Here is a 21,426-nt window from a genome sequence, read left to right as displayed (position 1 = left end):
GCGACCTACGTTCATCTCAACCCATGACAGACGACACGGCCACCGCCCACGGCGACGCAGTCGCCCGCTACTACGCCGACCACGAGTTCGGCAGCGACGTCGGCTTCGGCGACCGCCCCGCGCTCGTGGTCATCGACCTCATCAACGCCTTCACCGACCCGGAGACCGACCTCGGCTCGGACGTCTCCGCCGTGCTGGACGCCACCGCCGACCTCCTCGACGCGTTCCGCGAACACGACCTCCCGCGGTACTTCACCACCGTCGCCTACGAGGAGTCGTACGGCGACGCGGGCGTGTTCATCGAGAAAGTACCGGCGCTGCGCGAACTCCGACTGGGAACCGCGGCGGTCGACGTCGACGACCGCGTCGCGCCCGTCGGCGACGAACGGGTGTTGCTGAAGAAGTACGCGAGCGCCTTCTTCGGGACCGACCTCTCGACGGAACTGGTCACCGATGGGGTGGACACGCTCGTGCTCGCGGGCGTGACGACGAGCGGCTGTATCCGCGCGACCGCGGTCGACGGCATGCAGCACGGCTACCGCGTCGTCGTCCCCGAGGACGCGGTCGGCGACCGCGCCGAGGGCCCTCACCGGGCGAACCTCTTCGACATCGACGCGAAGTACGGCGACGTTCGGCCGCTCGACGCCGTGCTCGCGGAACTCGACCGGGAGTGAAAGTCGTCGGCGATGACCGCGTCGATCCGCTCGCCGAACTCGGGCCGGTAGGTCCACGTCCCGAGCCAGGTGTTCGGTGTCTCCTCGACGGCGACGAGCGCTGTCCCCGCTGCGGCGGTCGCGTCGAGGCGCGGTACACGGCCGATCAGGTCCTCTACGTCGACTGCGTGGCCTGTGCCCTGCGCACGATGATGATCCACGTGCCGCAACACGGCGTCGCCGGCCGCTCGCGGGAGGCGTTGCTGACGGCGGGATCGATCCGCTTTCGGGCCCACGTTCGGAGCCTCGTCGCCGGCGTCTGTCCGTGGTGTTCGGGGCGCGCCGACGCCGCCGTCTCCCCGGTCGACGACGGGACGCGCGGCCAGCCGGTCGCGACCTTCCTCTGTCGCGACTGCGGCGGCGTCTACTTCCCCTCGGTCGGCGCGACGCTCCTCTCACATCCGGCGGTCGTCTCGTTCTGGCACGACCGCGGGGCCGATCTCCGCGACCGCCGCCCGTGGACCGTCCCGTTCGCCGTCGCACCCGACCGCGCGGCCGTCACGTCACGCGATCCACTCCGGGTCCGGGTCGACGCACGCCGTGCGGGCGACCGCTGTCGGGTCGTCGTCGACGACCGGCTCACGGTCCGCTCGGTGACGGTCGAGTCGGCCGAGTGACGGCCGACTGATGCCCCTGGCGTCGCCGACACGCGGGGGGTCGCGGTCGACCCCGCCGGGTGATCGTCCCCCTTCGAACAGCACAGTCGAGCGCTGTACATGTGAAACGTTTATCATACTGGCGCGCGACTCGCGTCACAGAGAGGGGAGAGATGTTTCAGGCGACCTTATACTTCAAGCAGCGGACGGACTGTATCCTCAACGAGCTGCTGGACGGTACCGACGACTCGGTCGTCATCGAGGTCGAGGAGGTGCAGAACGACCTCGTCACGTTCGTCATGCGGGCCGGCGACCACGCCGACGAGTTCTACGACCGCCTCGCCGCCGCCGACCACGTCAGGGAGGTCGCCCGCCTCGACGACGACAACCTGCTGGTGACGAAGCCCTCCTGTGGGGCGTACTCGGCCATCTACAAGAACCACGGCACGTTGCGCCGGCAGAACACGGTCGCCGGGAGCCAGCGGATTTACCACGTCCTCTTCTTCCGGCGGGAGGACTTCAAGCGGATCGTCAGCGACATGCGTGAGATCGGGACGGTGTCGCTCGGCCGCCTCGAGAAGATGGGCGACCGACAGGGGGAACTCACCGAGCGCCAGCGCACGGTCGTCATGCACGCGCTCCAGGCGGGCTACTACGAGTGGCCTCGCGAGGTAAAAAGCGAGGAACTGGCCGCCGAGCTCGGGATCTCTCGGGCGACGCTCCACGAACACCTCCGCAAGGCCGAACAGACGCTCCTCTCGGACGCGCTCGGCATCCGCGACGAGCCCACCGCGGCGTTCGCCGACGCTACGATTTCCTGAGGCCCGCGCCGACGCTCGCCGCGAACAGCGGCACGGCCGGCAGCACCGTCTCGACCGGCCCCCGTGCGAACTCGTCGAACAGCGCCCGGACGGCCGTGATCGTCTCCCCGTCGAACCCCGCCGCCGCGAGCGCCGCGGGCGTCACGCCCGGCGCGTACGGCGTCGACTCGGCGAACTCGACGGCGACCGCGCGAGCGTCCGCACACGCCGTCTCGAACGCCCCCGACCGCACGAGCGGTTCGACGTCGTCCCACAGCCGGGTGAACGCCGTCGGCCACTGGACCAGACAGCGGTAGACCGACGGGAGCCCCTCGTCGAAGCCGTGGAACGCCTGCACCGCCGCGACCGTCTCCGCGACCGCCGCGGGCGGGTCGTCGAACGCCGCCATCGTCGGCTCCAGCCCGCGGTCGCCGTCGAACCCGTCCGGGAGCGGCGCGGTCGCGGCGGCGTCCGTCCGCGGCTCCGTCCCGACCGGCTCGTCGTGGAGCGAGCGGTAGAGCAGCTCGAACGCGAGCGCCAGCCGCGGGGCGACGGTGTCGAACGTCCGGAGCTGGCCGCGGAGTTCGCGCCAGGCCCACGGGGCACAGCCGAGGTCGGTGGCGCGGTACCGGGGCCGGTCGTCGGTGAACGGCTCCAGCACCGCGTCGCGGTAGGCGGCACACGCCTCACCGCACGCCCGCGTCTCGAAGACGGGCTTGAGCTGCCCCCAGAGATATCGGGTGAGCTCGGTGTCGTTCGCCGCGAGCGTCCGGAAGATCCAGTTGACGACCGGCGCGCGGAACGTGGCCTGGATGTCGTCGTAGAGGCCCCGTCGCCACCCCGTCGCGTCGGCCGCGGACAGCTGGGCGCTGGTGTCGAAGCGCATGTCCCCCGCCACGGCCCCGTGGTATATAGCTCGATCCCGCCCGTGCGTGGATCGCGAGAGGGCCGGCGACGGCCGAGAGTATCCACGAACGTGCGTACAGAAACGCATTAATGGGGACGGGATCGACAGGGAAGTGAATGAGCCTCCGCGATTCGGACCGCGCGATTGTCGAGCGGGAACTCGGCCGCGCCCCCACGGCGGCCGAGGCCGCTCTCTTCGAGAACCTCTGGAGCGAACACTGCGCGTACCGCTCCTCTCGGCCCTTGCTCTCGGCGTTCGAGAGCGAGGGCGAGCAGGTGGTCGTCGGCCCCGGCGACGACGCCGCCGTCGTCGCACTCCCCACCGACGACGCCGACGACCTGTACATCACACTGGGCATCGAGAGCCACAACCATCCCTCGTACGTCGACCCGTTCGACGGTGCCGCGACGGGCGTCGGCGGCATCGTCCGCGACACGCTGTCGATGGGCGCGTACCCGATCGCGCTCACCGACTCGCTGTACTTCGGCGACTTCGACCACGACCACTCGCGGTACCTCCTCGAAGGGGTGGTCGACGGCATCAGCCACTACGGCAACTGTATCGGTGTTCCAACGGTGGGCGGGAGCGTCTGTTTCCACCCCGACTACGAGGGCAACCCCCTGGTCAACGTCGCCTGCGTCGGCCTGCTCTCGCCCGAGCGTCTCGTCACCGCCGAGGCCCAGTCCGTCGGAAACAAGCTCGTCCTCGTCGGCAACGCGACGGGGAGAGACGGCCTCGGCGGTGCCTCCTTCGCCAGCGAGGACCTCAGCGAGGACGCCGAAACCGAGGACCGCCCGGCCGTGCAGGTCGGCGACCCCTACGCGGAGAAGCTCCTCGTCGAGTGCAACGAGGCGCTCGTCGACGAGGGTCTCGTCCGCGCCGCGCGCGACCTCGGGGCGGCGGGGCTCGGCGGTGCCTCCTCGGAACTGATCGCCAAGGGCGGCTTCGGCGCGCGGATCGAACTCGACCGGGTCCACCAGCGCGAGCCGAACATGAACGCCCTCGAGATCCTCCTCGCCGAGTCTCAGGAGCGGATGTGTTACGAGGTCGCCCCCGACGACGTCGAGCGCGTCCGCGAACTGGCGACCAGATACGACCTCGGCTGTTCGGTCATCGGCGAGGTCACGGAGGGCAACTACGTCTGTACCTTCGAAGGCGATCGGGTCGTCGACGTGCCCGCCGAGTTCCTGGCCGACGGCGCGCCGATGAACGACCTCGAGTCGGTCGCGCCGGCGGCGCCCGAGCCGTCCCTGCCCGACGCGGAACTGGCCGCGGCGGTCGAGGCCGTCGTCGGCAGCCCGAACACGGCGTCGAAACGGTGGGTGTACCGCCAGTACGACCACGAGGTCGGCAACCGCACGGCCGTTCGGCCGGGCGACGACGCGGCCCTGCTGGCGATCAGGGAGATCGGCAAGGGGCTCGCGCTCTCGGCGGGTGCGGACCCGAACTGGACGAGCGCCGCGCCGTACGAGGGCGCGCGCGCCGTCGCGCTGGAGAACGCGACGAACCTCGCGGCGAAGGGTGCGCGCCCGCTCGCCGCGGTCGACTGCCTCAACGGCGGCAACCCCGAGAAGCCCGACGTGTACGGCGGGTTCACGGGCGTCGTCGACGGCCTCGCGGACATGTGTCGGACGCTGTCGGTTCCGGTCGTCGGCGGGAACGTCTCGCTGTACAACGACTCCGCGACGGGACCGATCCCGCCGACGCCGACGCTCGCGATGGTCGGCATCTCGGACACCGTCGCCGCACCGCCGGCCTCGGTCGCAGGCGAGGGGACGCTTCTCGTCGTCGGTGACCCGGGGAACGCGCTCGGCGGCTCGGAGTACCTCGCACGGCAGGGCGGGACCGACCGGTTCCCCGCACTCCCCGACGAGCCCGCGGCGGTCGTCGACGCGCTCGCGGCGGTCGCGAGCGCGGAGTCGACGCTGGCGGTCCACGACGTGAGCCACGGCGGGCTCGCGGTGACGCTCGCCGAGATGGTCGGTCCCGACGCGGGCGTCACTGCGGCCGTCGATTCCATCGAAACGCTGTTCGACGAGACGCCCGGCCGCGCGGTCGTCGAGACGATCGACCCGGCAGCCGTTCGCGCGCGGTTCGAGGGCGTCGCCGCGGTCTCCGCGGTCGGCGAGGCGACCACGGACGGGACGCTGACGCTCGACTGCGGCGGCGAGACGGTGACGTACGACCACGACGCGATCCGCGAGCTCCGGGACGTGCTGGTCCGCGAACTGGACTGATCGATCGGCCGCTCCGGTGTGGCTGCCGCGCCGTGCTGGCAACGCCGTCCGCACCGCGCCGACGGCCCGTGGCCTCGACCGCTCTCCGGTAGAATCGGACCGCCCTTCGGCCTCGCTTTTGACCGCTCAGTCGTCCGCGGGTGCGGCCGCGTCCGCGAGATCGGCGGGCGGGCCGCCGGGGAGGCGAGCGCGGTCGTGTGGCTCGGTGAAGTCGATCTCCGGCCCGGTCGGCACGAGTCGCGAGGGGTTCACGTCGCCGTGGCTCCGGTAGTAGTGCTCGACGATGTGTTGCACGTTCACCGTCTCCGCCACCCCCGGCAGTTGGGAGAGCTCCTTCGTGTAGTTCCAGAGGTTCGGGTACTCGTGGATCGCCCGGCGGTTGCATTTGAAGTGGGTGTGGTAGACGTGGTCGAACCGGACCAGCGTCACGAACATGGCCACGTCGGCCTCGGTGAGGACGTCGCCGGCGAGATACCGCTGGTCGCCGAGGAGCTCCTCGTACTCGTCGAGGGCGTCGAACAGTTCGTTCACGGCGCGGTCGTACGCCGCCTGCGAGCCGGCGAACCCCGCGCGGTAGACGCCGTTGTTGATCGGCTCGTAGATTTCGTCGATGAGCCGTTCGACCTCCTGTCGATGTTCTCCGGGCCAGAGGTCGACGTCCCGCTCCGCCAGGTCGTCGAACGCGACGTTCAGCATCCGCATGATCTCGCGGGACTCGTTGTTGACGATCGTCTCTTCTTGTTTGTCCCAGAGGACGGGCACCGTCACGCGTCCGGTGAACTCGGGGTCGGCGCGGGTGTAGATGTCGCGGAGGTACGGTTCGTCGAAGAGCGGATCGGGGTACTCCTCGGAGAACTCCCAGCCGTCGTCGATCCGGACGGGCTCGACGAGCGAGAGCGACACCACGTCTTCGAGACCTTTCAGCGCCCGGGTCATCGCCGCGCGGTGTGCCCACGGGCAGGCCCGACAGATGTACAGGTGGTACCGGCCGGGCTCCACGGAGAACGCGGAGTCGGGGTCCGGGTTGGCACCCTCGCGAACGCCGTCGCCGCCGACCCACCCCCGGAAAGCGGTTTCTTGACGGTCGAACTCGCCGTCGTCGGTCGTCGATTCGTACGCGTCGACGCGCCACTCGCCGTCGACGAGCATGTTCATCGTCTCACCGCCATCGTCTCACCGCAGAAGTGGTCTGCATACGCGATCGAACGGGACGGCGACCGAAAAGCGTTGCTCGCTCGTGTACGCCCGGAATAATAAGTCGGATGTATAATCTGGTAGTAACGCGCAGTCAGGCATTAATACACCTCAATTACTTACAGATATCTATTATTTGTACGAACTATTATGAGGGTCGGAAGAGTCCCTACGGATGCATGGTATCCATAGACATCGAGACGGAGGACGGACAGCGGGAGATCCTCCGCCGAATGTTGACTATCAGGGCTTTTGACACGAAGGCTGGAGAACTGTTCGCCGACGGCGAACTCCCAGGGTTCGTTCACCTGTACATCGGCGAGGAAGCAGTGGGGGTCGGGGCGATCTCCGCGCTGGAAGAGCAAGACTACATCACCAGCACCCACCGTGGGCACGGTCACTGTATCGCGAAAGGGCTCGACACGTACAAGATGATGGCCGAGCTCTACGGCAAGCGAGACGGCTACTGCAACGGCAAGGGTGGGTCGATGCACATCGCCGACGTGGACGCAGGGATGCTCGGCGCGAACGGCATCGTCGGGGCCGGTCCACCGCTGGCGACCGGTGCGGCACTGACCGCCCAGTACAAGGGCGAGGACAAGGTCGCGCTGGCGTTCTTCGGTGACGGTGCCGTCGCCCAGGGGCAGGTCCACGAGGGGATCAACCTCGCGGCGACGTGGGATCTCCCCGCCGTGTTCGTCGTCGAGAACAACCACTTCGGCGAGGCGACGGCGATGGAGGACCAGCACAACGTCGAGCATCTGTCGGCGACGGCCGAGGCGTACGACATCCCCGGCTTCACCGTGGACGGGATGGACGTCACTGCGGTGTACGAAGCCGTGAAGGAGGCCCGCGAGCGCGCGGCAAACGGCGAGGGACCGACGTTCATCGAGGCCGACACGTATCGGTACGAGGGACACTTCGAGGGCGACCACCAGCCCTACCGAACGGAGGAGGACATCGATCTCTGGAAGGACCGCGACGCCATCGAGACGTTCAAGAACCGCCTGGTGGAGGCGGGTGCCGTCACCCAAGACGAGTTCGAGGAGATGCGCGACGAGATCGAGGCCGAGATCGAAGACCACGCCGAGCGGGCGAAGGCAGCGGACTACCCCGACCCGTCGGAGGCGTACGAGGACATGTTCAACGCGAACGTCCCCGAGATCAACGACTTTGCGGCGCGGATGCGCGCCGACGGAGGTGAGCGATAATGAGCACAGACACCGCAAGCGGCGAGGGCTTCTCAGACACCGAGACGATGACCGTCCGTGAGGCGATCCGGCAGGCGCTTCGCGAAGAGCTGGAACGCGACGAGGACGTCTACGTCATGGGCGAAGACGTCGGCACGTTCGGCGGCGTCCTCGGCGTGACGGGCGACCTCGTCGAACAGTTCGGCGAGACGCGGGTGCGAGACACACCCATCAGCGAGGCCGGGTTCACCGGCGCGGCCGTCGGTGCGGCCGCGACCGGCACCCGCCCCGTCGTGGAGATCATGTTCTCGGACTTCATGGGTGTCTGCTCCGAGCAGATCCTCAACCAGATGGCGAAGAACCGCTACATGTTCGGCGGGAAGACCGAGATGCCGGTCACCATCCGGACCACCGAGGGTGGCGGCATGGGTGCGGCCAGCCAGCATTCGGGAACGATCCATACCTGGTTCGCGCATCTCCCGGGCATCATGGCTGTCGCGCCCGGGACGGCCCACGCGGCGAAGGGCCTGACCAAGTCCGCGATCCGCTCGGACGACCCGGTCATCATCTTCGAGAACAAGCAGATCTACGAGAACGAGGGCGAAGTCCCGGTCAGCGAGGAGTACACCATCCCACTCGGCACCGCGAGCGTCGAGCGCGAGGGCGATGACGTGACCGTCGTCGCCACGCAGCGGATGGTCGGTGAGTCGCTCGACCTCGCCGAGGAACTGGCGGGCGAGACGAGCGTCGAAGTGATCGACCTCATGTCGCTGTACCCGATGGACACCGATACGCTCCTGAAGAGCGTCGAGAAGACGGGCCGCCTCGTCGTCGCCGACGAGAGCCCGCTCTCGTACGGGACCCACGCAGAGGTCGTCGCGCGCGTCCAGGAGGAGGGCTTCTTCAGCCTCGACGCGCCCATCCAGCGCGTCGGCGTCGCGGACACGCACATCCCGTTCAGTCCCGCGCTCGAAGAGGAGATCCTCCCGCACGCCGAGGACGTCCGCGCGGCCATCGACCGCGTGGTCTGAGTGGGCGCGACAGTCGGTCTGGTCGTCAATCCCGCTGCGGGCCGCGACATCCGCCGCCTCACCGGCGGTGCGAGCGTCAGCGACGACTACGAGAAACGTCGGACCGCCGAGTGCGTCCTCTCTGGGCTGACGCTCGCGGACGACATCGAGGTGCTGGTCATGCCCGACCGCGGGAGCCTCGGCCAGAAACTCGTCAGCCGCGGCCCCGACGAACTCGACATCAGCCTGCTCGACATGACCGTCGGCGGCGACGGCCAGGACTCGAGGCGAGCAGCGGAGATATTCGCCGACGAGGCGGACGCGATCGTCGTCCTCGGCGGAGACGGAACGAACAGAGATGTCGCCCACACCTCGGGTGACGTACCGCTGGTAAGCGTCTCGACCGGGACGAACAACGTGTTCCCCAACGCCGTCGACGGAACCGTCGCCGGCGGTGCCGCCGGCCTGGTGGCGACGGGGGCGGTCCCGCGGTCGGAGACGACGTACCGACACGGGATGGTCGAGGCGGTCGCGGACACGGCGAACGGCGAACGCAGCGTCCGTGGACTGGCGACGCTCGGACTGCTCGATCACAAGTTCATCGGGACCCGCGCGATCCTCGACGCCGAGAAGATCGTCGGCGGCGTCGTCTCGCGGGCCTTCCCGACCGAGATCGGCCTGTCGGGCATCGCGGGCGGCCTCGCGGTCCACCCGCCCGACCGGTCGGGCGGGATCGGCTACCGACTCGGCGCGGCCGAGGACTGTCCGGAACAGGTCGACGCGATCACCGTCCCCGGCGTCGTCGAACGCCTCGGCGTCCGGGAGTGGGAACGACTGGACGACGACCAGCCGATGACGTTCGAACTCCCGCGCGGCGTCGTCTCGGTCGACGGCGAGCGCGAACTCGAGGTCAGGGAGGCCGTCATCGACGTGCGGCCCATCGCGGACGGGCCGTGGGTGGTCGACATCGACGCGGTGTACGAACACGCCGCGCGAGACGGCTACTTCCGGCGGCACTGAGCTCGCCGCCGACCGTCACACGTTCCTGAATTACCGTTATGTTTGCGTAGAAGTATATCCCCCTCGACGGCGAACGACGGGTATGGATCCGACAGTTCCAGACCTCGGTATCGAGATCCCCGAGATTACCCAGATCGCATTCGTCGTCAGGGATATCGACGACGGCATGGACCGCTTCGGCGGGCTCCTCGGCCTCGGGCCGTGGGACGTCTACCGGTTCGAGCCGCCGACGCTGACCGACACGACGTACAGAGGGGAGCCGCACGACTACTCGATGATCCTCGCGCTGACGTTCGCCGGCGACACGATGATCGAACTCATCGAACCGCTGGAGGGACCGAGTATCTACACCGAACACCTCGACGAACACGGCGAGGGACTCCACCACGTCGCCTGCTTCGCGTTCGACGACACCGAGGCCGTCGTCGAGACGTTCGAGGACGCCGGCATGCCCGTCCTCCAGAGCGGCGTCTACGGCGAGACGCCGTACTGGTACTTCGACACCCAAGAACAGCTGAACGGCGTGACCTTCGAGACGGCGACGAACCTCGAGGCGATGCCCGATCCGGACCGGACGTACCCCGAGTAGCGCAGCGACTCAGCGCCCGTTCGCGCCGATGACGAGCGGCCAGGGGTTTTCGACGTGTTCCACGAGCGAGTTCAGGAACCGCGCCGCGTCCGCCCCGTCGACGATCCGGTGGTCGAACGAGAGGTCGAAGGAGATACGCTTGCGGACGCCGACCTCGTCGTCCCCGACTGGCACCACCTCCTTCTTGATCGTGTTCACGCCGAGGATCGCCACCTGCGGCGGGTTGATGACCGGATCGAACGACTCCACGCCCAGGACGCCGAGGTTCGAGACGGTGAACGTCCCGCCCGAGAGGTCCTCCATCGTGTAGTCCCCGGAGAGCGCTTTTTCCGTCATGGCGCGGCGCTTCTCGGCGAGTTCGACCAGGGAGAGTTCGCCCACGTTCCGCACGACGGGGGCGATGAGCCCCTCGTCGATGTCGATGGCGAGACAGATGTCCTGCGTCCGGTGGAGTCGGTGGACGTCCTCTTCGAACGTGGCGTTGAACGCCGGGTGCTCGTCGAGCGCCGCCGAGAGCGCGAGCAGGAGGACGTCGTTGACGCTCACTTTCACCCCGAGGGCGTCGTTCGCGGCGTCGGCCGCGGCCAGCATCTCCTCGGCGTCGGCCCCGCGGTGTTCCGTGACGTGGACCGCTTCGCGGTCGCTCTGCCCGAGACGGTTGGCGATGGTGCGGCGCATCCCGCTCAGGGGGCGCTCCTCGTCCCGCGTGCCGGTGTCGTCAGCCGTCTCCGTCGCCGCCTCCGCGTCGGCAGCCTCGCCGTTCCCGACCGCACGGACGTCCGCCTCCGTGATGGCACCGCTCGGCCCCGACCCCTCGACGGTTTCGAGGTCGACGCCCAGTTCCCGGGCGAGACGCCGGACCCGCGGCGGGGCGAAGACCCGGCCTTCCCCGCCGGTCTCGGCTGCCGACTCCGCGTCGGGTTCAGCGGCGGGTTCGGCAGCGGTCTCCGCGGCGGCCTCGACGTCCTCCTCCGAAACCGCACCCTGCGGTCCAGTCCCCTTGACGCCCGCGAGGTCGACGCCGAGTTCCTCGGCGCGTTTCTTGGCTCGCGGCGTCGCTTTCACCGACCCCGCGGCCGCGCCCTCGCCGCCTTCCGCGGCGGCCTCGACGTCCTCCTCGGAGACGGATCCTTGCGGCCCTGTCCCCTCGACGGTCGTCAGGTCGACGTCGAGTTCCTCGGCGCGTTTCTTGGCTCGCGGTGTCGCTTTCACCGACTCGGCGCTCGCACCTCCGCCCGACCCGCTTTCGGAGACCGCCGAGGGGCCGTCGAGACTCGCCTCCGCGGGTGACGAGTTGTCGTCCGCGGACGCCTCGGCGGCGGCCTCCGGTTCGGCGGTCGCTTCGCCGCCCGCGCCGGAGACGAGATCGGAGATGTCCTCGTCAGGGCCGCCGACGACCGCGACGTCGCCGCCCGGCTCGACGCTGTCGCCCGTGTCGAGGAGGATCGCCCGGAGCACGCCGTCCTCGCGGACTTTAATCTCACCGGTCGTCTTCTCCGACTCGATCTCGGCGACAACCTGACCCGACTCCACCTCGTCGCCCTCGTCGACAAGCCACTCGACGATGGTGCCCTGATCCATGTCCATTCCCAGCTTCGGCATTTTCACAACGTAGCCCATGGCGGACGTACACACGACGGAGCCGATTAAAAAACCAGCACCTGTCCGTCGGCGAAAACCGGCCGGTTGCGCGGTCGACGGCCACGAAAATCACGTCAGCGAACTCATCGGTGTGGCGTCACGGTCGCCGCACATCGGCGTGGTCCGTGTCGGACGCGGGGTCGGTGTCGGCGACGGTGCCGACGCTCAACCGCGCGTAGCCCAGCGCGTGCGTCTCGTGTTCGACCTCCTCACAGAGCTCGAAGAGCGCGCGGTGGGCGGCGACGACCCGTCGATCGAGCACTGCCGCGGGGGCCTCGTCGAGTCGCGAGCGCGTCCCCGGCGGCGAGGTGCCACGGACGACCAGCCCGAAGAGGTCGTTGAGCGGACGACCGACGGGCCGGGTGCTCCGCGCGAGATCGAGGAGGCCGAGCCGCCCGCCCGGTCCGACGATGTCGGCCCACGTCCGCACCGCGTGTGCGGGCTCCGCGAGCATGCCCGAGACGAACGAGGCGAACACGGCGTCGGCCTCGCGGACGGGCGGGCGGGTGGCGTCGCCGCGGACGACGCCGACGCCGTCGAGGTCGGCGAGGCGGTCGCGCGCGATGCCGAGGACGCCAGGCGTGAAGTCGACGCCGAGCACCCGTCCCGTGGTGCCGACCCGCGTGCGGAAGTACGGCAGGTTCGCGCCGGTGCCACAGCCCATATCGACGACCACGTCGCCCGCTTCGGGCGCGAGGCGGTCGGCCGCGCGTTCGCGGAGCCCGCCGACGCCCGGCGTCCGCCGCGCGACGGCGTCGTACAGCCGGGCCCACCGGGTGTAAAACGCCTGCGTCGTGGCGACGCCGCCGTCGGTCAGGGCTCGCTCACGGGTGGTGCGGTCGGTCACGGTCACGGGGACGTGTCGTCGGTCATGGTCACAGGAGCGTCCGGACGGTCTCGGCCACCGTGGGGGCGTCCGGGCCGAGGACGTACGTGATCGGTTCGATGCCGTACCCGCCGGTCTGGTAGAGGACGAACACTCCCGAGAGCTCCTCGTCGAGGCCGTCGAGCGCGGCGTGGACGCCGCCGATCTCGCCGTCGTCCTCGGGAGCGAACTCGACGCAGGCATGGCCGGCCGCGCGGAGGTCGTCGACGAGCCCCGGCTCGTACCGGACGTTCACCGCGGCTCGCGCTGGCGCGTGCTCGCGCGCGGCCAGGAGGACCGACGCGACGTACTCGCTCACGCCGAACTCGGGGTCGCCCGGAACCGTCGCTCGCCCCTTCACGTCGAAGATGCGACCGGGGACGGCGGCGACGTCGTCGATGGTCGTCGCCTCGGGGAGACACTCGACCAGGTTCGCGCCGACGTTGGGGATCAGCGACGAGAAGCCCGAGGCGTTGGTGAGACTGCGGACTCCCCTCCGGACCGACGAACGGACCCGCTCTGTCGCCCGAACGGCGCTGTCGGGGTCGTGGATCCGGGCGTGGTCGACCGCCGCGAGCTCCGGCATCGCCGCCTCGTGGAGGTCCGCGAGGAGGTCGCCGGCCTCCAGCCGACGGACGAGCACCTCGCTCTCGACGAGCGCCTGCACCCGGGTCATGTCCCCGCTAGCCAGCCCCGCGCCGACGCGTTCGACCAGGTCGTGGACGCGCTCGTCGGCGGCGATCCGCTCGTTGCGCGCCACGTCGCCGTGGGCGTACTTCGAGACGGCGCTCTGGCTGATGCCCAGCGCCGAGGCCACCTCGCTCTGGGTCAGGCCTCTCTCACGCAGGTCCTCGGCGAGCATCGAACGGAACGTCGGGAGGAACTCCTCGACGACGACCTCCTCGATGAACTTCATCGGCCGGTGTCCGCCTCCTCGTCGACGGTGTCGCGGTCGCGCGAAGGGCCGCCCTGACGCCCGTGGAACTCGTCGTCGCCCCCGATCCGTGACGCCTGTGGCCCGGTCTGGTCCTGGTACTTCGACCCCCGCTCGGTGCCGTACGGCCGCGTCGCCGGGCTCTTCATCTCGGTGAAGACGAGCTGGGAGATGCGCATCCCGGGCGTGAGCGCCACGGGGGCCGTCCCGAGGTTCGAGAGTTCGAGGGTTATTTTCCCTCTGAATCCAGGATCAATAAATCCGGCAGTGGCGTGAACTACCACGGCCAACCGCCCGAGCGACGAGCGCCCCTCGACCTGCGCGACGAGGTCGGGCGGCACCTCGACCCGTTCTTTCGTCGTCCCGAGAACGAAGTCGCCGGGGTGGAGGATGAACTCGTTGCCCTCGTCGACGATCGTCTCGGAGACGTACTCGTCGACCTCGGCCTCGCTGTTGGGGTGGATACAGGGGATGTTCGCGCGCTGGAACTCGAGGAACTCCCGGCCGAGTCGGACGTCGATGCTCGCGGGCTGGACCTGCAGGTCGGGATCGTCGAGCGGTTCGACGACGAGATCGCCGCCGCGCAACCGTGCGAGGAGGTCCGTGTCCGACAGAATCATACAGGGAGGCACTCCGCGGGCGGCTTTAGTCTTTAGTCTCCGTGCCGGCAGTGGCGAGACGTCCAGCTCACGTCGCTTCGACCCACGACTCCGACTCCGATCATCCGAGCGAGATGTCGAGATACAGCATCACGATCGCGCCGAGGATCGTCCCGATGGTCGCGACGCGCTCGTGGCCCTTTATATGCGTCTCCGGGACGATCTCGTCCATGATGACGAACAGCATCGCCCCGGCGGCAAATCCCATCGCGTACGGGAGGAGCGCCGAGACGGTCTGGACGGCGTACGCGCCGAGCACGGCTAGGGGGATCTCGACGACGCCCGAGCGAACTCCCGCGAACACGGCGTAAAACCGCCTGTCGAGGCCGGCGTTGATCGCCGCGACGGAGACCGCGAACCCCTCGGGGATGTTCTGAATGCCGATCGCGAGCATCAGCGGAATCGCCGTCGCGAGGTCGCCGCTGCCGAACCCCACGCCGACCGCGAGCCCTTCGGGCATGTTGTGGAGCGTGATCGCCAGGATGAACAGCACGACGCCGGCGAGCCGGTCGTCGTCGACGGGGAGGTCGCTTCCGGGGTTCGCGGCGTCGGTTCGCCGTCGCCCCGAGAGCAGGTAGTGCGCGTGCGGCACGAGCACGTCCGACCGGTCAAGAAAGGCCGCGCCGAGGGCGACGCCGACCAGGACGGGGACGGGGTTACCGTTCGAGTACGTCTCGATGCCGGGGATGATCAGGCTGGTGAAACTCGCCGCGAGCATCACGCCCGCGGCGAAGCCCAGCGCGCCGTCCATCGCTCGCTCGGAGGGGTCCCGCCAGACGAACACCAGCATCGCGCCGAGGAGGTTGAGCGAGGCGATGACGAGGCCGCCGACGAGCCCGTGCACGATCGGATCGGACCCGAACAGCGCGGTGAAGCTGTCGGCTACCACGCGCGCCACCTCGTGGTGGAACTCACCGTCTCACGACTCCCGTTGTCGGAACGCATCGTCTCACGGCCGGGGTACACGGTCGGGCGTCTTGAAGATTGAGTGATCGCCTCGCCGGCATCGCCCGGATAGCAGGAGACTTCACCCCGGCCCGACGAGGGAGCGTATGAAACAGGCCATCGCCGCCCGGACGGACATCGGAATGGGACGCGGAAAGCTCGCCGCCCAGGTCGCCCACGCGTCGCTGTCGGCGTACGAGGACGCCTCGACGTCGGCGCGCACGGAGTGGAAAGGGTCGGGCCAGAAGAAGGTCGTGCTCAAGCTGTCGGGCGAGCAGGCGGTGTTCGACGTCGCGTCGGAGGCCGAGCGCCTCGGACTCCCCAACGCGGTGATCCGCGACGCCGGCCACACCCAGCTCGACCCGGGCACCGTGACCGCCGTGGCCGTCGGCCCCGCCGCGGACGACGAGGTCGACCGCGTGACCGGCGATCTCTCGCTGTACTGAACCGATGCGCGAGGCACACCTCCGGGAGCGGACAGTCGGGATGGCGTACTACGCGAGCGACGGGGACGGGATCGGCGGCCGTCTTCGAACCCGGCCCGAGGAGTTCCGCGTCCGGGAGGTCGAGACCGTCGATCCCGCGCCCGTCGACGCCGACCCCGGCGACTACGCGCATCTGCTGATCCGGGCGACCCTCCACGGGTGGGACACGAACGACTTCGCCGCCCGGATCTCCGACGCGTTCGGGATGAGCCGCGAGCGTGTCTCGTGGGCCGGCACGAAGGACAAACACGCCGTGACGACACAGCTGTTCTCGCTCCGGGGGGTCGACGCCGCCGCACTCCCCGGGATCGACGGCGCCGAGATCGAGGCCGTCGGGCGTCTCGGGCGCGCCCTGCGGTTCGGCGACCTCGCGGGCAACGCGTTCGTCGTTCGCGTCTCCGACCTCGCGGTCGACGCGGACGAGGCGCGCGGACGCGTCGATCGCGTCACTGAGGAACTCCGTTTGGTGGCGGCCACGGACGACAGGACCGCGACCGACACGACCGCCGACGAGCGGGGGACTCTCGTCGGCGTTCCCAACTACTTCGGCCACCAGCGGTTCGGTTCGCGCCGCCCCGTCACCCACCGCGTCGGTCTCCACGTCGTCCGCGGCGAGTGGCGCGAGGCCGTTCGTGCCTACTGTGGCGACCCCGCCGACACCGAACCGCCGGAGACGCAGGCGGCGCGTGCGGTCGTCGACGAGGAGGCCGCGACGGCCGATCCCGACTGGCAGCGGGCGCTCGACGCGATGCCGGGCTACCTGCGGTACGAGCGATCGATGCTCCACCGACTCGCCGACGCGCGAGCCGGCGACGCCGAGGGAGGCGACGCGGACGAGGACGGCCGGTTCCGGGACGCGCTCGAAGCCGTGCCGTCGAACCTCCAGCGCCTGTTCGTCAACGCCGCCCAGTCGTACGCGTTCAACCGGATCGTGAGCGAGCGGCTCCGGCGGGGACTGCCGCTCTCGGAGCCGGTCGAGGGCGACGTGGTCTGTTTCGCCGATCGATCGCTCGACGAACCGTTCGCCGTCCCCGACACCGACCGCGAACAGCGCGTCACCGGCCGCCGCGTCGACATCGTCGGGAAGCACTGCGCGCGCGGACGGGCGTTCGTCACCGCTCCGCTCGTCGGGACCGGAACCGAACTCGCCGACGGCGAACCTGGTGAGATCGAACGCGAGGTGCTCGCGGAGCTCGATCTCTCGCCCGACGCGTTCGAACTGCCCGGCGCGTTCGACTCCTCGGGGACGCGGCGGGCGATCCTCGTGCGGACGCGACTGGACGCGACCGTCGACGACGAGGGCGCGACGTTCGAGTTCGCGCTCCCCCGGGGGGCGTACGCGACGGTCCTCCTCAGGGAGTTCCTGAAAACGGACCCGATCGATCTCTGAGACGGGGTGTCGTCTCTCTCCTGGGGCTTCGCCGACCGCCCCGGCGACTCCCGGTGGTGACGTCCGACAGGTGATCGACTCGTGTGACGGTGCCGGTTACGCCGCGAGCAGCGGCACGCCGAACGTGACGAGGAGGCCGACGGCGAGGACCGCGAGGCCGACGCCGACCTGCGCCGTCGAGAAGTTCTGCATCGGTGAGGTGACGCGTCCGCCCTCGGAACCCTGGTGGTCGCCGTGGTCGTGGTCGCCCGCGTGGTGGTCGTCCATACGGGTCCGATACGAGTGAGAGTACAAAAACGGCGGGGAATCCGACGGGCGCGGTCGATGACTGCTCGGCACCGTCCCGGAGGCGGCGAGCGACGACTCCGGCCCGGCCCCCGCGTCACCCCTGACGAGCATCGCGACCGGGACCGGCTGTTTCCCCGCCTGAACGCCGGCTGGACACACGAAGTCGCGGTCGGCTCGACGTCGAACGACGGCACCGAGAGCTGACGAACCGACGGAACCAAACCGTCTCCGCTCGCGCCTCTGGACGATGACCGAGCGCGACATCGAACGGCGATGGTGGAAGGAGGCCGTCGTCTACCAGGTCTACCCGCGGTCGTTCAACGACACCGACGGCGACGGGATCGGTGACATTCCCGGGATCGTCGAGAAACTGGACTACCTCGACGACCTGGGGGTCGATGTCGTCTGGCTCAACCCGGTGTACGAGTCGCCGAACGCGGACAACGGCTACGACATCGCCGACTACCGGGCGATCATGGACGAGTTCGGGACGATGGCCGACTGGGAGGACCTACTGGCGGGACTGCACGACCGCGACATCAGACTCGTCATGGACCTCGTGGTCAACCACACCTCCGACGAACACGAGTGGTTCGTGAAGTCGCGGGCGGGCGATCCCGACTACGAGGACTTCTACTGGTGGCGCGAGGGGCGAAACGCCGACGCCGTCGACTGGAGCGCGACGGAGGGGCCCGAAGGGGAGGCCCCGCCGAACGCCTGGCGGTCGTACTTCGGCGGGCCGGCGTGGGCGTACGACGACGACCGCGGCGAGTGGTATCTCCACCTGTTCGACCGCAAACAGCCGGATCTCAACTGGGAGAACCCTCGCGTCCGCGACGAGGTGTTCGACATGATGGAGTGGTGGTTCGAGAAGGGGATCGACGGCTTCCGGATGGACGTCATCAACCTCGTCTCCAAGCCCGAGGGGCTCCCGAACGACCCCGACGATCCGTTCCGTGGGGCGATGACGGGGCCGACGAACGGGCCGCGGATCCACGAGTTCCTCTCGGAGATGAACGAGCGCGTCCTCGACCCCGACCTCCTCACCGTGGGCGAGATGCTCGGCCCGGAGATGCGGATGGAAGACGCCCGCCGGTATCTCGACCCCGACGAGGACGGCCTCTCGATGCTGTTTCACTTCGAGCACATGCTGCTCGATCGAGGCGACGCCATCTGGGAACGGCGCGACTGGGCGCTCTCGGATCTCAAAGCCGTGTTCAACCGCTGGGACCGTGGGCTGGGCGACGAGGGGTGGAACTCGCTGTATCTGAACAACCACGACCAGCCCCGGCTGGTGTCGCGGTTCGGCGACGACGGCGAGTACAGGCGGGAGTCGGCGACGGTGCTGGCGACGCTGCTCCACACGCTCCGCGGGACGCCTTACATCTACCAGGGCGAGGAACTGGGCATGACGAACTACCCGTTCGACTCCCTCGACGAGTTCCGCGACGTGGACACGCTCAACCCGCTCCGGGAGGCGCTCGACGAGGGCGAGATCGAATCGTTCGACGCGGTCAAGGAGGCGGTCCGTGCCAACAGCCGCGACAACGCGCGGACGCCGATGCAGTGGGATTCGACCGAGAACGCGGGCTTCACAGACGGGGAGCCGTGGATCGGCGTCAACCCCAACCACGACGAGATCAACGTCGAGGCCGAGCGGAGCGATCGAGAGTCGGTGTGGCACTACTACCGCGACCTCATCTCCCTGCGCGGGGAGCACGACGTCGTGGTCTACGGCGACTACGAGCCGTTGTTCCCCGACGACGACACCGTCTGGGCGTACACCCGGACGCTCGCGACGGACGCGGGCGAGGAGCGACTGCTCGTCGCGCTGAACTTCTCCGACGCCGCGGTCGCCGTCGGCCTGCCGGACGGCGTCGGGAGCGACGACGCGACGCTGCTGCTCGGCAACTACGGCGACTGGGGCGACGCCGACTCCGTACGCGAACTCGCGGCCGGTGATCTCCACCTCCGGCCGTGGGAGGCGCGGGTCTACTACGACGGCGCGAACTGACGGCGTCGCGGTTCGTCTCCGGGTCGGGGTCGCCACCCGGCACCCGACCCACGTCCCGCGCGCCCGGACCGACGGACAAAAGAGCGCCGGCGGGGGAGTTCCGACGATGACCGTCCCCGAGCACGAACGCGCGTGGTGGAAGGAGGCCGTCGTCTACCAGATCTACCCGCGGAGCTTCAACGACACCGACGGCGACGGGGTCGGCGACATCCCCGGGATCGTCGAGAAGGTCGAGTACCTCGACGATCTGGGGATCGACGTCGTCTGGCTCTGTCCGGTGTACGAGTCGCCGAACGTCGACAACGGCTACGACGTCGCCGACTACCGGGCGATCCTCGACACGTTCGGCTCGATGGCCGACTGGGAGACGCTGGTCGAGGAACTCCACGCCCGCGGCATCAGGCTCGTCATGGATCTCGTGGTCAACCACACCTCCGACGCACACGAGTGGTTCGTGAAGTCGCGGGCGGGCGACCCCGCGTTCGAGGACTTTTACTTCTGGCGCGAGGGAGAAGCCGTTTCGGAGGCCGAGTACGAGGCCGGGCTGTACGACCCCGCCGACTACGGCCTCCCGCGCGACGCCCGCGAGCGTCCCCCGAACGACTGGGAGTCGTTCTTCGGTGGGCCGGCGTGGACGTACGATGACGACCGCGGCGAGTGGTATCTCCACATCTTCGACGAGCGCCAGCCGGACCTCGACTGGGACAGCCCTGCGGTCCGCGAGGAGATATTCGAGCTGATGGAGTGGTGGTTCGAGAAGGGGATCGACGGCTTCCGGATGGACGTCGTCAACCTCATCTCCAAACCCGAGGGGCTGCCCGACGGCGCGGACGACGACGCCATCGTCCGCGGCGCGGATCAGTTCGTCAACGGGCCGCGGGTCCACGAGTACGTCCGCGAGATGCACGACCGGGCGGTCCCCGACGACGCCATGACCGTCGGCGAGATGGTCGAGTTGAGCGTCGACGAAGCGACGGAGTTCCTCGGCCCCGACGGCGACGGGATGAGCATGGCGTTCAACTTCGACCACATGCGGCTCGACTTCGGCCCCGAGGGCGGGCGGTGGTCGCGCGGCGACTGGAGCGTCCGCGAACTGAAAGCGACTATCAGCCGCTGGCAGACGAGGCTGGACGGCGAGGGGTGGAACTCGCTGTATCTGAACAACCACGACGAGCCCCGGCTGGTGTCGCGGTTCGGCGACGACGGCGAGTACAGGCGGGAGTCGGCGACGGCGCTCGCGACGGTTCTCTACACCCTCCAGGGCACACCGTACCTCTATCAGGGCGAGGAGCTCGGGATGACGAACTACCCGTTCGACTCGATCGACGAGGTCCGGGACGTCGACACGCTCCACAACGTCGCCGAACTCGAACGCGAGGGGCGCTTCGCCAGCGACGACGACGTCCTCGAACTCGTCCGGTACCGCTCGCGCGACAACGCGCGAACGCCGATGCAGTGGGATTCGACAGAGAACGCGGGCTTCACAGACGGGGAGCCGTGGCTCCCGGTCAACCCTAACCACGACGAGATCAACGTCGAGGCCGAGCGGAGCGATCGAGAGTCGGTGTGGCACTACTACCGCGACCTCATCGACCTCCGGGGTCGCGAAGACGTGCTCGTCTACGGCTCGTACGATCTGCTCCTGGCTGACCACGAGCGGCTGTGGGTGTTCACGCGGACCCTCACGCACGACGCGGGGGAGACTGCCGAGCGGACGCTGACGGTGGTGAACGTCGCGAGCGAGGAGACGACGTTCGAGCCGCCCGCGGCGGTCGCCGGCGCGGCCGACGAACTGCTCGTCTCGAACTACGACGTCGACTCGACAGTGGTCGAACGGGAGACGCTTCGGCCGTGGGAGGCGCGGGTGTACCGGCTGGCGTAGCCCGCCTTTCGACCGGCGATCACCCCCGGACCGTCGCGGCACGGTACCGCGCCGTTGGCCCCGTCGC

At 69.1% G+C, this 21,426-nt stretch carries 20 protein-coding genes; 12 read left to right on the top strand and 8 right to left on the bottom strand.

Annotated features, from left to right (window positions below):
• The first annotated feature begins 23 nt into the window (after window positions 1-23).
• The 3 genes from NKJ07_RS09025 (at window position 24) to NKJ07_RS09015 (ending at window position 2,130) form a co-directional block, all read left to right on the top strand.
• On the top strand, window positions 24-674 hold the full coding sequence (locus NKJ07_RS09025) for an isochorismatase family protein (protein ID WP_318570254.1): 651 nt from the start codon (window positions 24-26) through the stop codon (window positions 672-674).
• Window positions 671-1,330, top strand: a complete 660-nt coding sequence (locus NKJ07_RS09020) for a DUF7351 domain-containing protein (protein ID WP_318570253.1) — start codon at window positions 671-673, stop codon at window positions 1,328-1,330. Before NKJ07_RS09025 ends, NKJ07_RS09020 begins: the two co-directional genes overlap by 4 nt.
• Before the next feature lie 152 nt (window positions 1,331-1,482).
• Window positions 1,483-2,130 carry a helix-turn-helix domain-containing protein gene (locus tag NKJ07_RS09015; RefSeq protein WP_318570252.1) on the top strand — a complete coding sequence of 216 codons (648 nt, stop codon included), beginning with the start codon at window positions 1,483-1,485 and terminating at the stop codon, window positions 2,128-2,130.
• Here NKJ07_RS09015 and NKJ07_RS09010 read toward each other — a convergent pair.
• Window positions 2,117-2,995 (bottom strand): halocarboxylic acid dehydrogenase DehI family protein, encoded by an 879-nt coding sequence (locus tag NKJ07_RS09010; RefSeq protein ID WP_318570251.1) that lies wholly within the window; start codon window positions 2,993-2,995, stop codon window positions 2,117-2,119. The genes NKJ07_RS09015 and NKJ07_RS09010 overlap by 14 nt on opposite strands.
• Window positions 2,996-3,132: 137 nt before the next feature.
• On the opposite strand from NKJ07_RS09010, the gene purL reads away from it, so the two are divergent.
• Window positions 3,133-5,253, top strand: coding sequence for a phosphoribosylformylglycinamidine synthase subunit PurL (gene purL / locus NKJ07_RS09005; protein WP_318570250.1), 2,121 nt, complete (start codon window positions 3,133-3,135; stop codon window positions 5,251-5,253).
• 126 nt (window positions 5,254-5,379) lie between these two features.
• On the opposite strand, the gene NKJ07_RS09000 is transcribed toward purL, so the two are convergent.
• The gene (locus NKJ07_RS09000) at window positions 5,380-6,408 is read right to left on the bottom strand and encodes a glutathione S-transferase family protein (RefSeq protein WP_318570249.1); all 1,029 of its coding nucleotides are present in this window, start codon (window positions 6,406-6,408) and stop codon (window positions 5,380-5,382) included.
• A 218-nt stretch (window positions 6,409-6,626) separates the two neighbouring features.
• On the opposite strand from NKJ07_RS09000, the gene NKJ07_RS08995 reads away from it, so the two are divergent.
• From NKJ07_RS08995 to NKJ07_RS08980, 4 genes are all read left to right on the top strand, one after another.
• Entirely contained in the window at window positions 6,627-7,658 is a 1,032-nt protein-coding gene (locus tag NKJ07_RS08995; RefSeq protein ID WP_318570248.1) for a thiamine pyrophosphate-dependent dehydrogenase E1 component subunit alpha, read from the top strand.
• Window positions 7,658-8,668 (top strand): alpha-ketoacid dehydrogenase subunit beta, encoded by a 1,011-nt coding sequence (locus tag NKJ07_RS08990; protein ID WP_318570247.1) that lies wholly within the window; start codon window positions 7,658-7,660, stop codon window positions 8,666-8,668. The genes NKJ07_RS08995 and NKJ07_RS08990 overlap by 1 nt, the downstream gene beginning before the upstream one ends.
• Window positions 8,669-9,667: an NAD(+)/NADH kinase gene (locus NKJ07_RS08985; protein ID WP_318570246.1), complete on the top strand. Its 999-nt coding sequence runs from the start codon at window positions 8,669-8,671 to the stop codon at window positions 9,665-9,667.
• An 82-nt stretch (window positions 9,668-9,749) separates the two neighbouring features.
• Window positions 9,750-10,256: a VOC family protein gene (locus tag NKJ07_RS08980; protein WP_318570245.1), complete on the top strand. Its 507-nt coding sequence runs from the start codon at window positions 9,750-9,752 to the stop codon at window positions 10,254-10,256.
• A gap of 9 nt (window positions 10,257-10,265) precedes the next feature.
• Here NKJ07_RS08980 and NKJ07_RS08975 read toward each other — a convergent pair whose 3' ends face one another.
• The 5 genes from NKJ07_RS08975 to NKJ07_RS08955 all read right to left on the bottom strand — a co-directional run bounded on the left by NKJ07_RS08975 (window position 10,266) and on the right by NKJ07_RS08955 (window position 15,244).
• Window positions 10,266-11,858, bottom strand: a complete 1,593-nt coding sequence (locus tag NKJ07_RS08975) for a 2-oxo acid dehydrogenase subunit E2 (protein ID WP_318570244.1) — start codon at window positions 11,856-11,858, stop codon at window positions 10,266-10,268.
• A gap of 136 nt (window positions 11,859-11,994) precedes the next feature.
• Window positions 11,995-12,750: a class I SAM-dependent methyltransferase gene (locus NKJ07_RS08970; RefSeq protein WP_318570243.1), complete on the bottom strand. Its 756-nt coding sequence runs from the start codon at window positions 12,748-12,750 to the stop codon at window positions 11,995-11,997.
• A gap of 22 nt (window positions 12,751-12,772) precedes the next feature.
• Window positions 12,773-13,678 carry a thiamine-phosphate synthase family protein gene (locus tag NKJ07_RS08965; protein WP_318570242.1) on the bottom strand — a complete coding sequence of 302 codons (906 nt, stop codon included), beginning with the start codon at window positions 13,676-13,678 and terminating at the stop codon, window positions 12,773-12,775.
• Window positions 13,675-14,316 carry a dCTP deaminase gene (dcd, locus tag NKJ07_RS08960; protein ID WP_318570241.1) on the bottom strand — a complete coding sequence of 214 codons (642 nt, stop codon included), beginning with the start codon at window positions 14,314-14,316 and terminating at the stop codon, window positions 13,675-13,677. Before dcd ends, NKJ07_RS08965 begins: the two co-directional genes overlap by 4 nt.
• Before the next feature lie 100 nt (window positions 14,317-14,416).
• On the bottom strand, window positions 14,417-15,244 hold the full coding sequence (locus tag NKJ07_RS08955; protein ID WP_425504739.1) for a ZIP family metal transporter: 828 nt from the start codon (window positions 15,242-15,244) through the stop codon (window positions 14,417-14,419).
• Window positions 15,245-15,407: 163 nt separating this feature from the next.
• Between NKJ07_RS08955 and pth2 the strand changes: the two genes are divergently transcribed.
• The gene (gene pth2, locus NKJ07_RS08950; protein WP_318570239.1) at window positions 15,408-15,746 is read left to right on the top strand and encodes a peptidyl-tRNA hydrolase Pth2; all 339 of its coding nucleotides are present in this window, start codon (window positions 15,408-15,410) and stop codon (window positions 15,744-15,746) included.
• Window positions 15,747-15,750: 4 nt separating this feature from the next.
• Window positions 15,751-17,175, top strand: a complete 1,425-nt coding sequence (gene truD / locus NKJ07_RS08945) for a tRNA pseudouridine(13) synthase TruD (RefSeq protein ID WP_318570238.1) — start codon at window positions 15,751-15,753, stop codon at window positions 17,173-17,175.
• 96 nt (window positions 17,176-17,271) lie between these two features.
• Here the strand turns inward: truD and NKJ07_RS08940 are convergent, their stop codons facing one another.
• A complete protein-coding gene (locus NKJ07_RS08940; RefSeq protein WP_318570237.1) occupies window positions 17,272-17,442 on the bottom strand; it encodes a DUF7550 family protein in 171 nt (56 codons plus the stop codon).
• Window positions 17,443-17,710: 268 nt separating this feature from the next.
• On the opposite strand from NKJ07_RS08940, the gene NKJ07_RS08935 reads away from it, so the two are divergent.
• Together NKJ07_RS08935 and NKJ07_RS08930 are read left to right on the top strand one after the other, a co-directional pair.
• A complete protein-coding gene (locus tag NKJ07_RS08935; protein WP_318570236.1) occupies window positions 17,711-19,477 on the top strand; it encodes a glycoside hydrolase family 13 protein in 1,767 nt (588 codons plus the stop codon).
• Window positions 19,478-19,583: 106 nt separating this feature from the next.
• On the top strand, window positions 19,584-21,359 hold the full coding sequence (locus tag NKJ07_RS08930; protein ID WP_318570235.1) for an alpha-glucosidase: 1,776 nt from the start codon (window positions 19,584-19,586) through the stop codon (window positions 21,357-21,359).
• Window positions 21,360-21,426 lie beyond the last annotated feature (67 nt).

The organism is Salinigranum marinum (genome assembly GCF_024228675.1).
Lineage (GTDB): Archaea > Halobacteriota > Halobacteria > Halobacteriales > Haloferacaceae > Salinigranum > Salinigranum marinum.
Note: the sequence above shows the minus strand (reverse complement) of the source record. Positions and strands in the feature narration are given on the sequence as shown.

Excerpts from the sequence above, each read along its gene's own strand:
- NKJ07_RS09025 (WP_318570254.1), top strand. The coding sequence starts at position 24 with ATGACAGACGACACGGCCACCGCCCACGGCGACGCAGTCGCCCGCTAC.
- NKJ07_RS09015 (WP_318570252.1), top strand. The coding sequence starts at position 1,483 with ATGTTTCAGGCGACCTTATACTTCAAGCAGCGGACGGACTGTATCCTC.
- NKJ07_RS09010 (WP_318570251.1), bottom strand. The coding sequence starts at position 2,995 with ATGCGCTTCGACACCAGCGCCCAGCTGTCCGCGGCCGACGCGACGGGG.
- purL (WP_318570250.1), top strand. The coding sequence starts at position 3,133 with ATGAGCCTCCGCGATTCGGACCGCGCGATTGTCGAGCGGGAACTCGGC.
- NKJ07_RS09000 (WP_318570249.1), bottom strand. The coding sequence starts at position 6,408 with ATGAACATGCTCGTCGACGGCGAGTGGCGCGTCGACGCGTACGAATCG.
- NKJ07_RS08995 (WP_318570248.1), top strand. The coding sequence starts at position 6,627 with ATGGTATCCATAGACATCGAGACGGAGGACGGACAGCGGGAGATCCTC.
- NKJ07_RS08990 (WP_318570247.1), top strand. The coding sequence starts at position 7,658 with ATGAGCACAGACACCGCAAGCGGCGAGGGCTTCTCAGACACCGAGACG.
- NKJ07_RS08980 (WP_318570245.1), top strand. The coding sequence starts at position 9,750 with ATGGATCCGACAGTTCCAGACCTCGGTATCGAGATCCCCGAGATTACC.
- NKJ07_RS08975 (WP_318570244.1), bottom strand. The coding sequence starts at position 11,858 with ATGCCGAAGCTGGGAATGGACATGGATCAGGGCACCATCGTCGAGTGG.
- NKJ07_RS08965 (WP_318570242.1), bottom strand. The coding sequence starts at position 13,678 with ATGAAGTTCATCGAGGAGGTCGTCGTCGAGGAGTTCCTCCCGACGTTC.
- dcd (WP_318570241.1), bottom strand. The coding sequence starts at position 14,316 with ATGATTCTGTCGGACACGGACCTCCTCGCACGGTTGCGCGGCGGCGAT.
- pth2 (WP_318570239.1), top strand. The coding sequence starts at position 15,408 with ATGAAACAGGCCATCGCCGCCCGGACGGACATCGGAATGGGACGCGGA.
- truD (WP_318570238.1), top strand. The coding sequence starts at position 15,751 with ATGCGCGAGGCACACCTCCGGGAGCGGACAGTCGGGATGGCGTACTAC.
- NKJ07_RS08940 (WP_318570237.1), bottom strand. The coding sequence starts at position 17,442 with ATGGACGACCACCACGCGGGCGACCACGACCACGGCGACCACCAGGGT.
- NKJ07_RS08935 (WP_318570236.1), top strand. The coding sequence starts at position 17,711 with ATGACCGAGCGCGACATCGAACGGCGATGGTGGAAGGAGGCCGTCGTC.
- NKJ07_RS08930 (WP_318570235.1), top strand. The coding sequence starts at position 19,584 with ATGACCGTCCCCGAGCACGAACGCGCGTGGTGGAAGGAGGCCGTCGTC.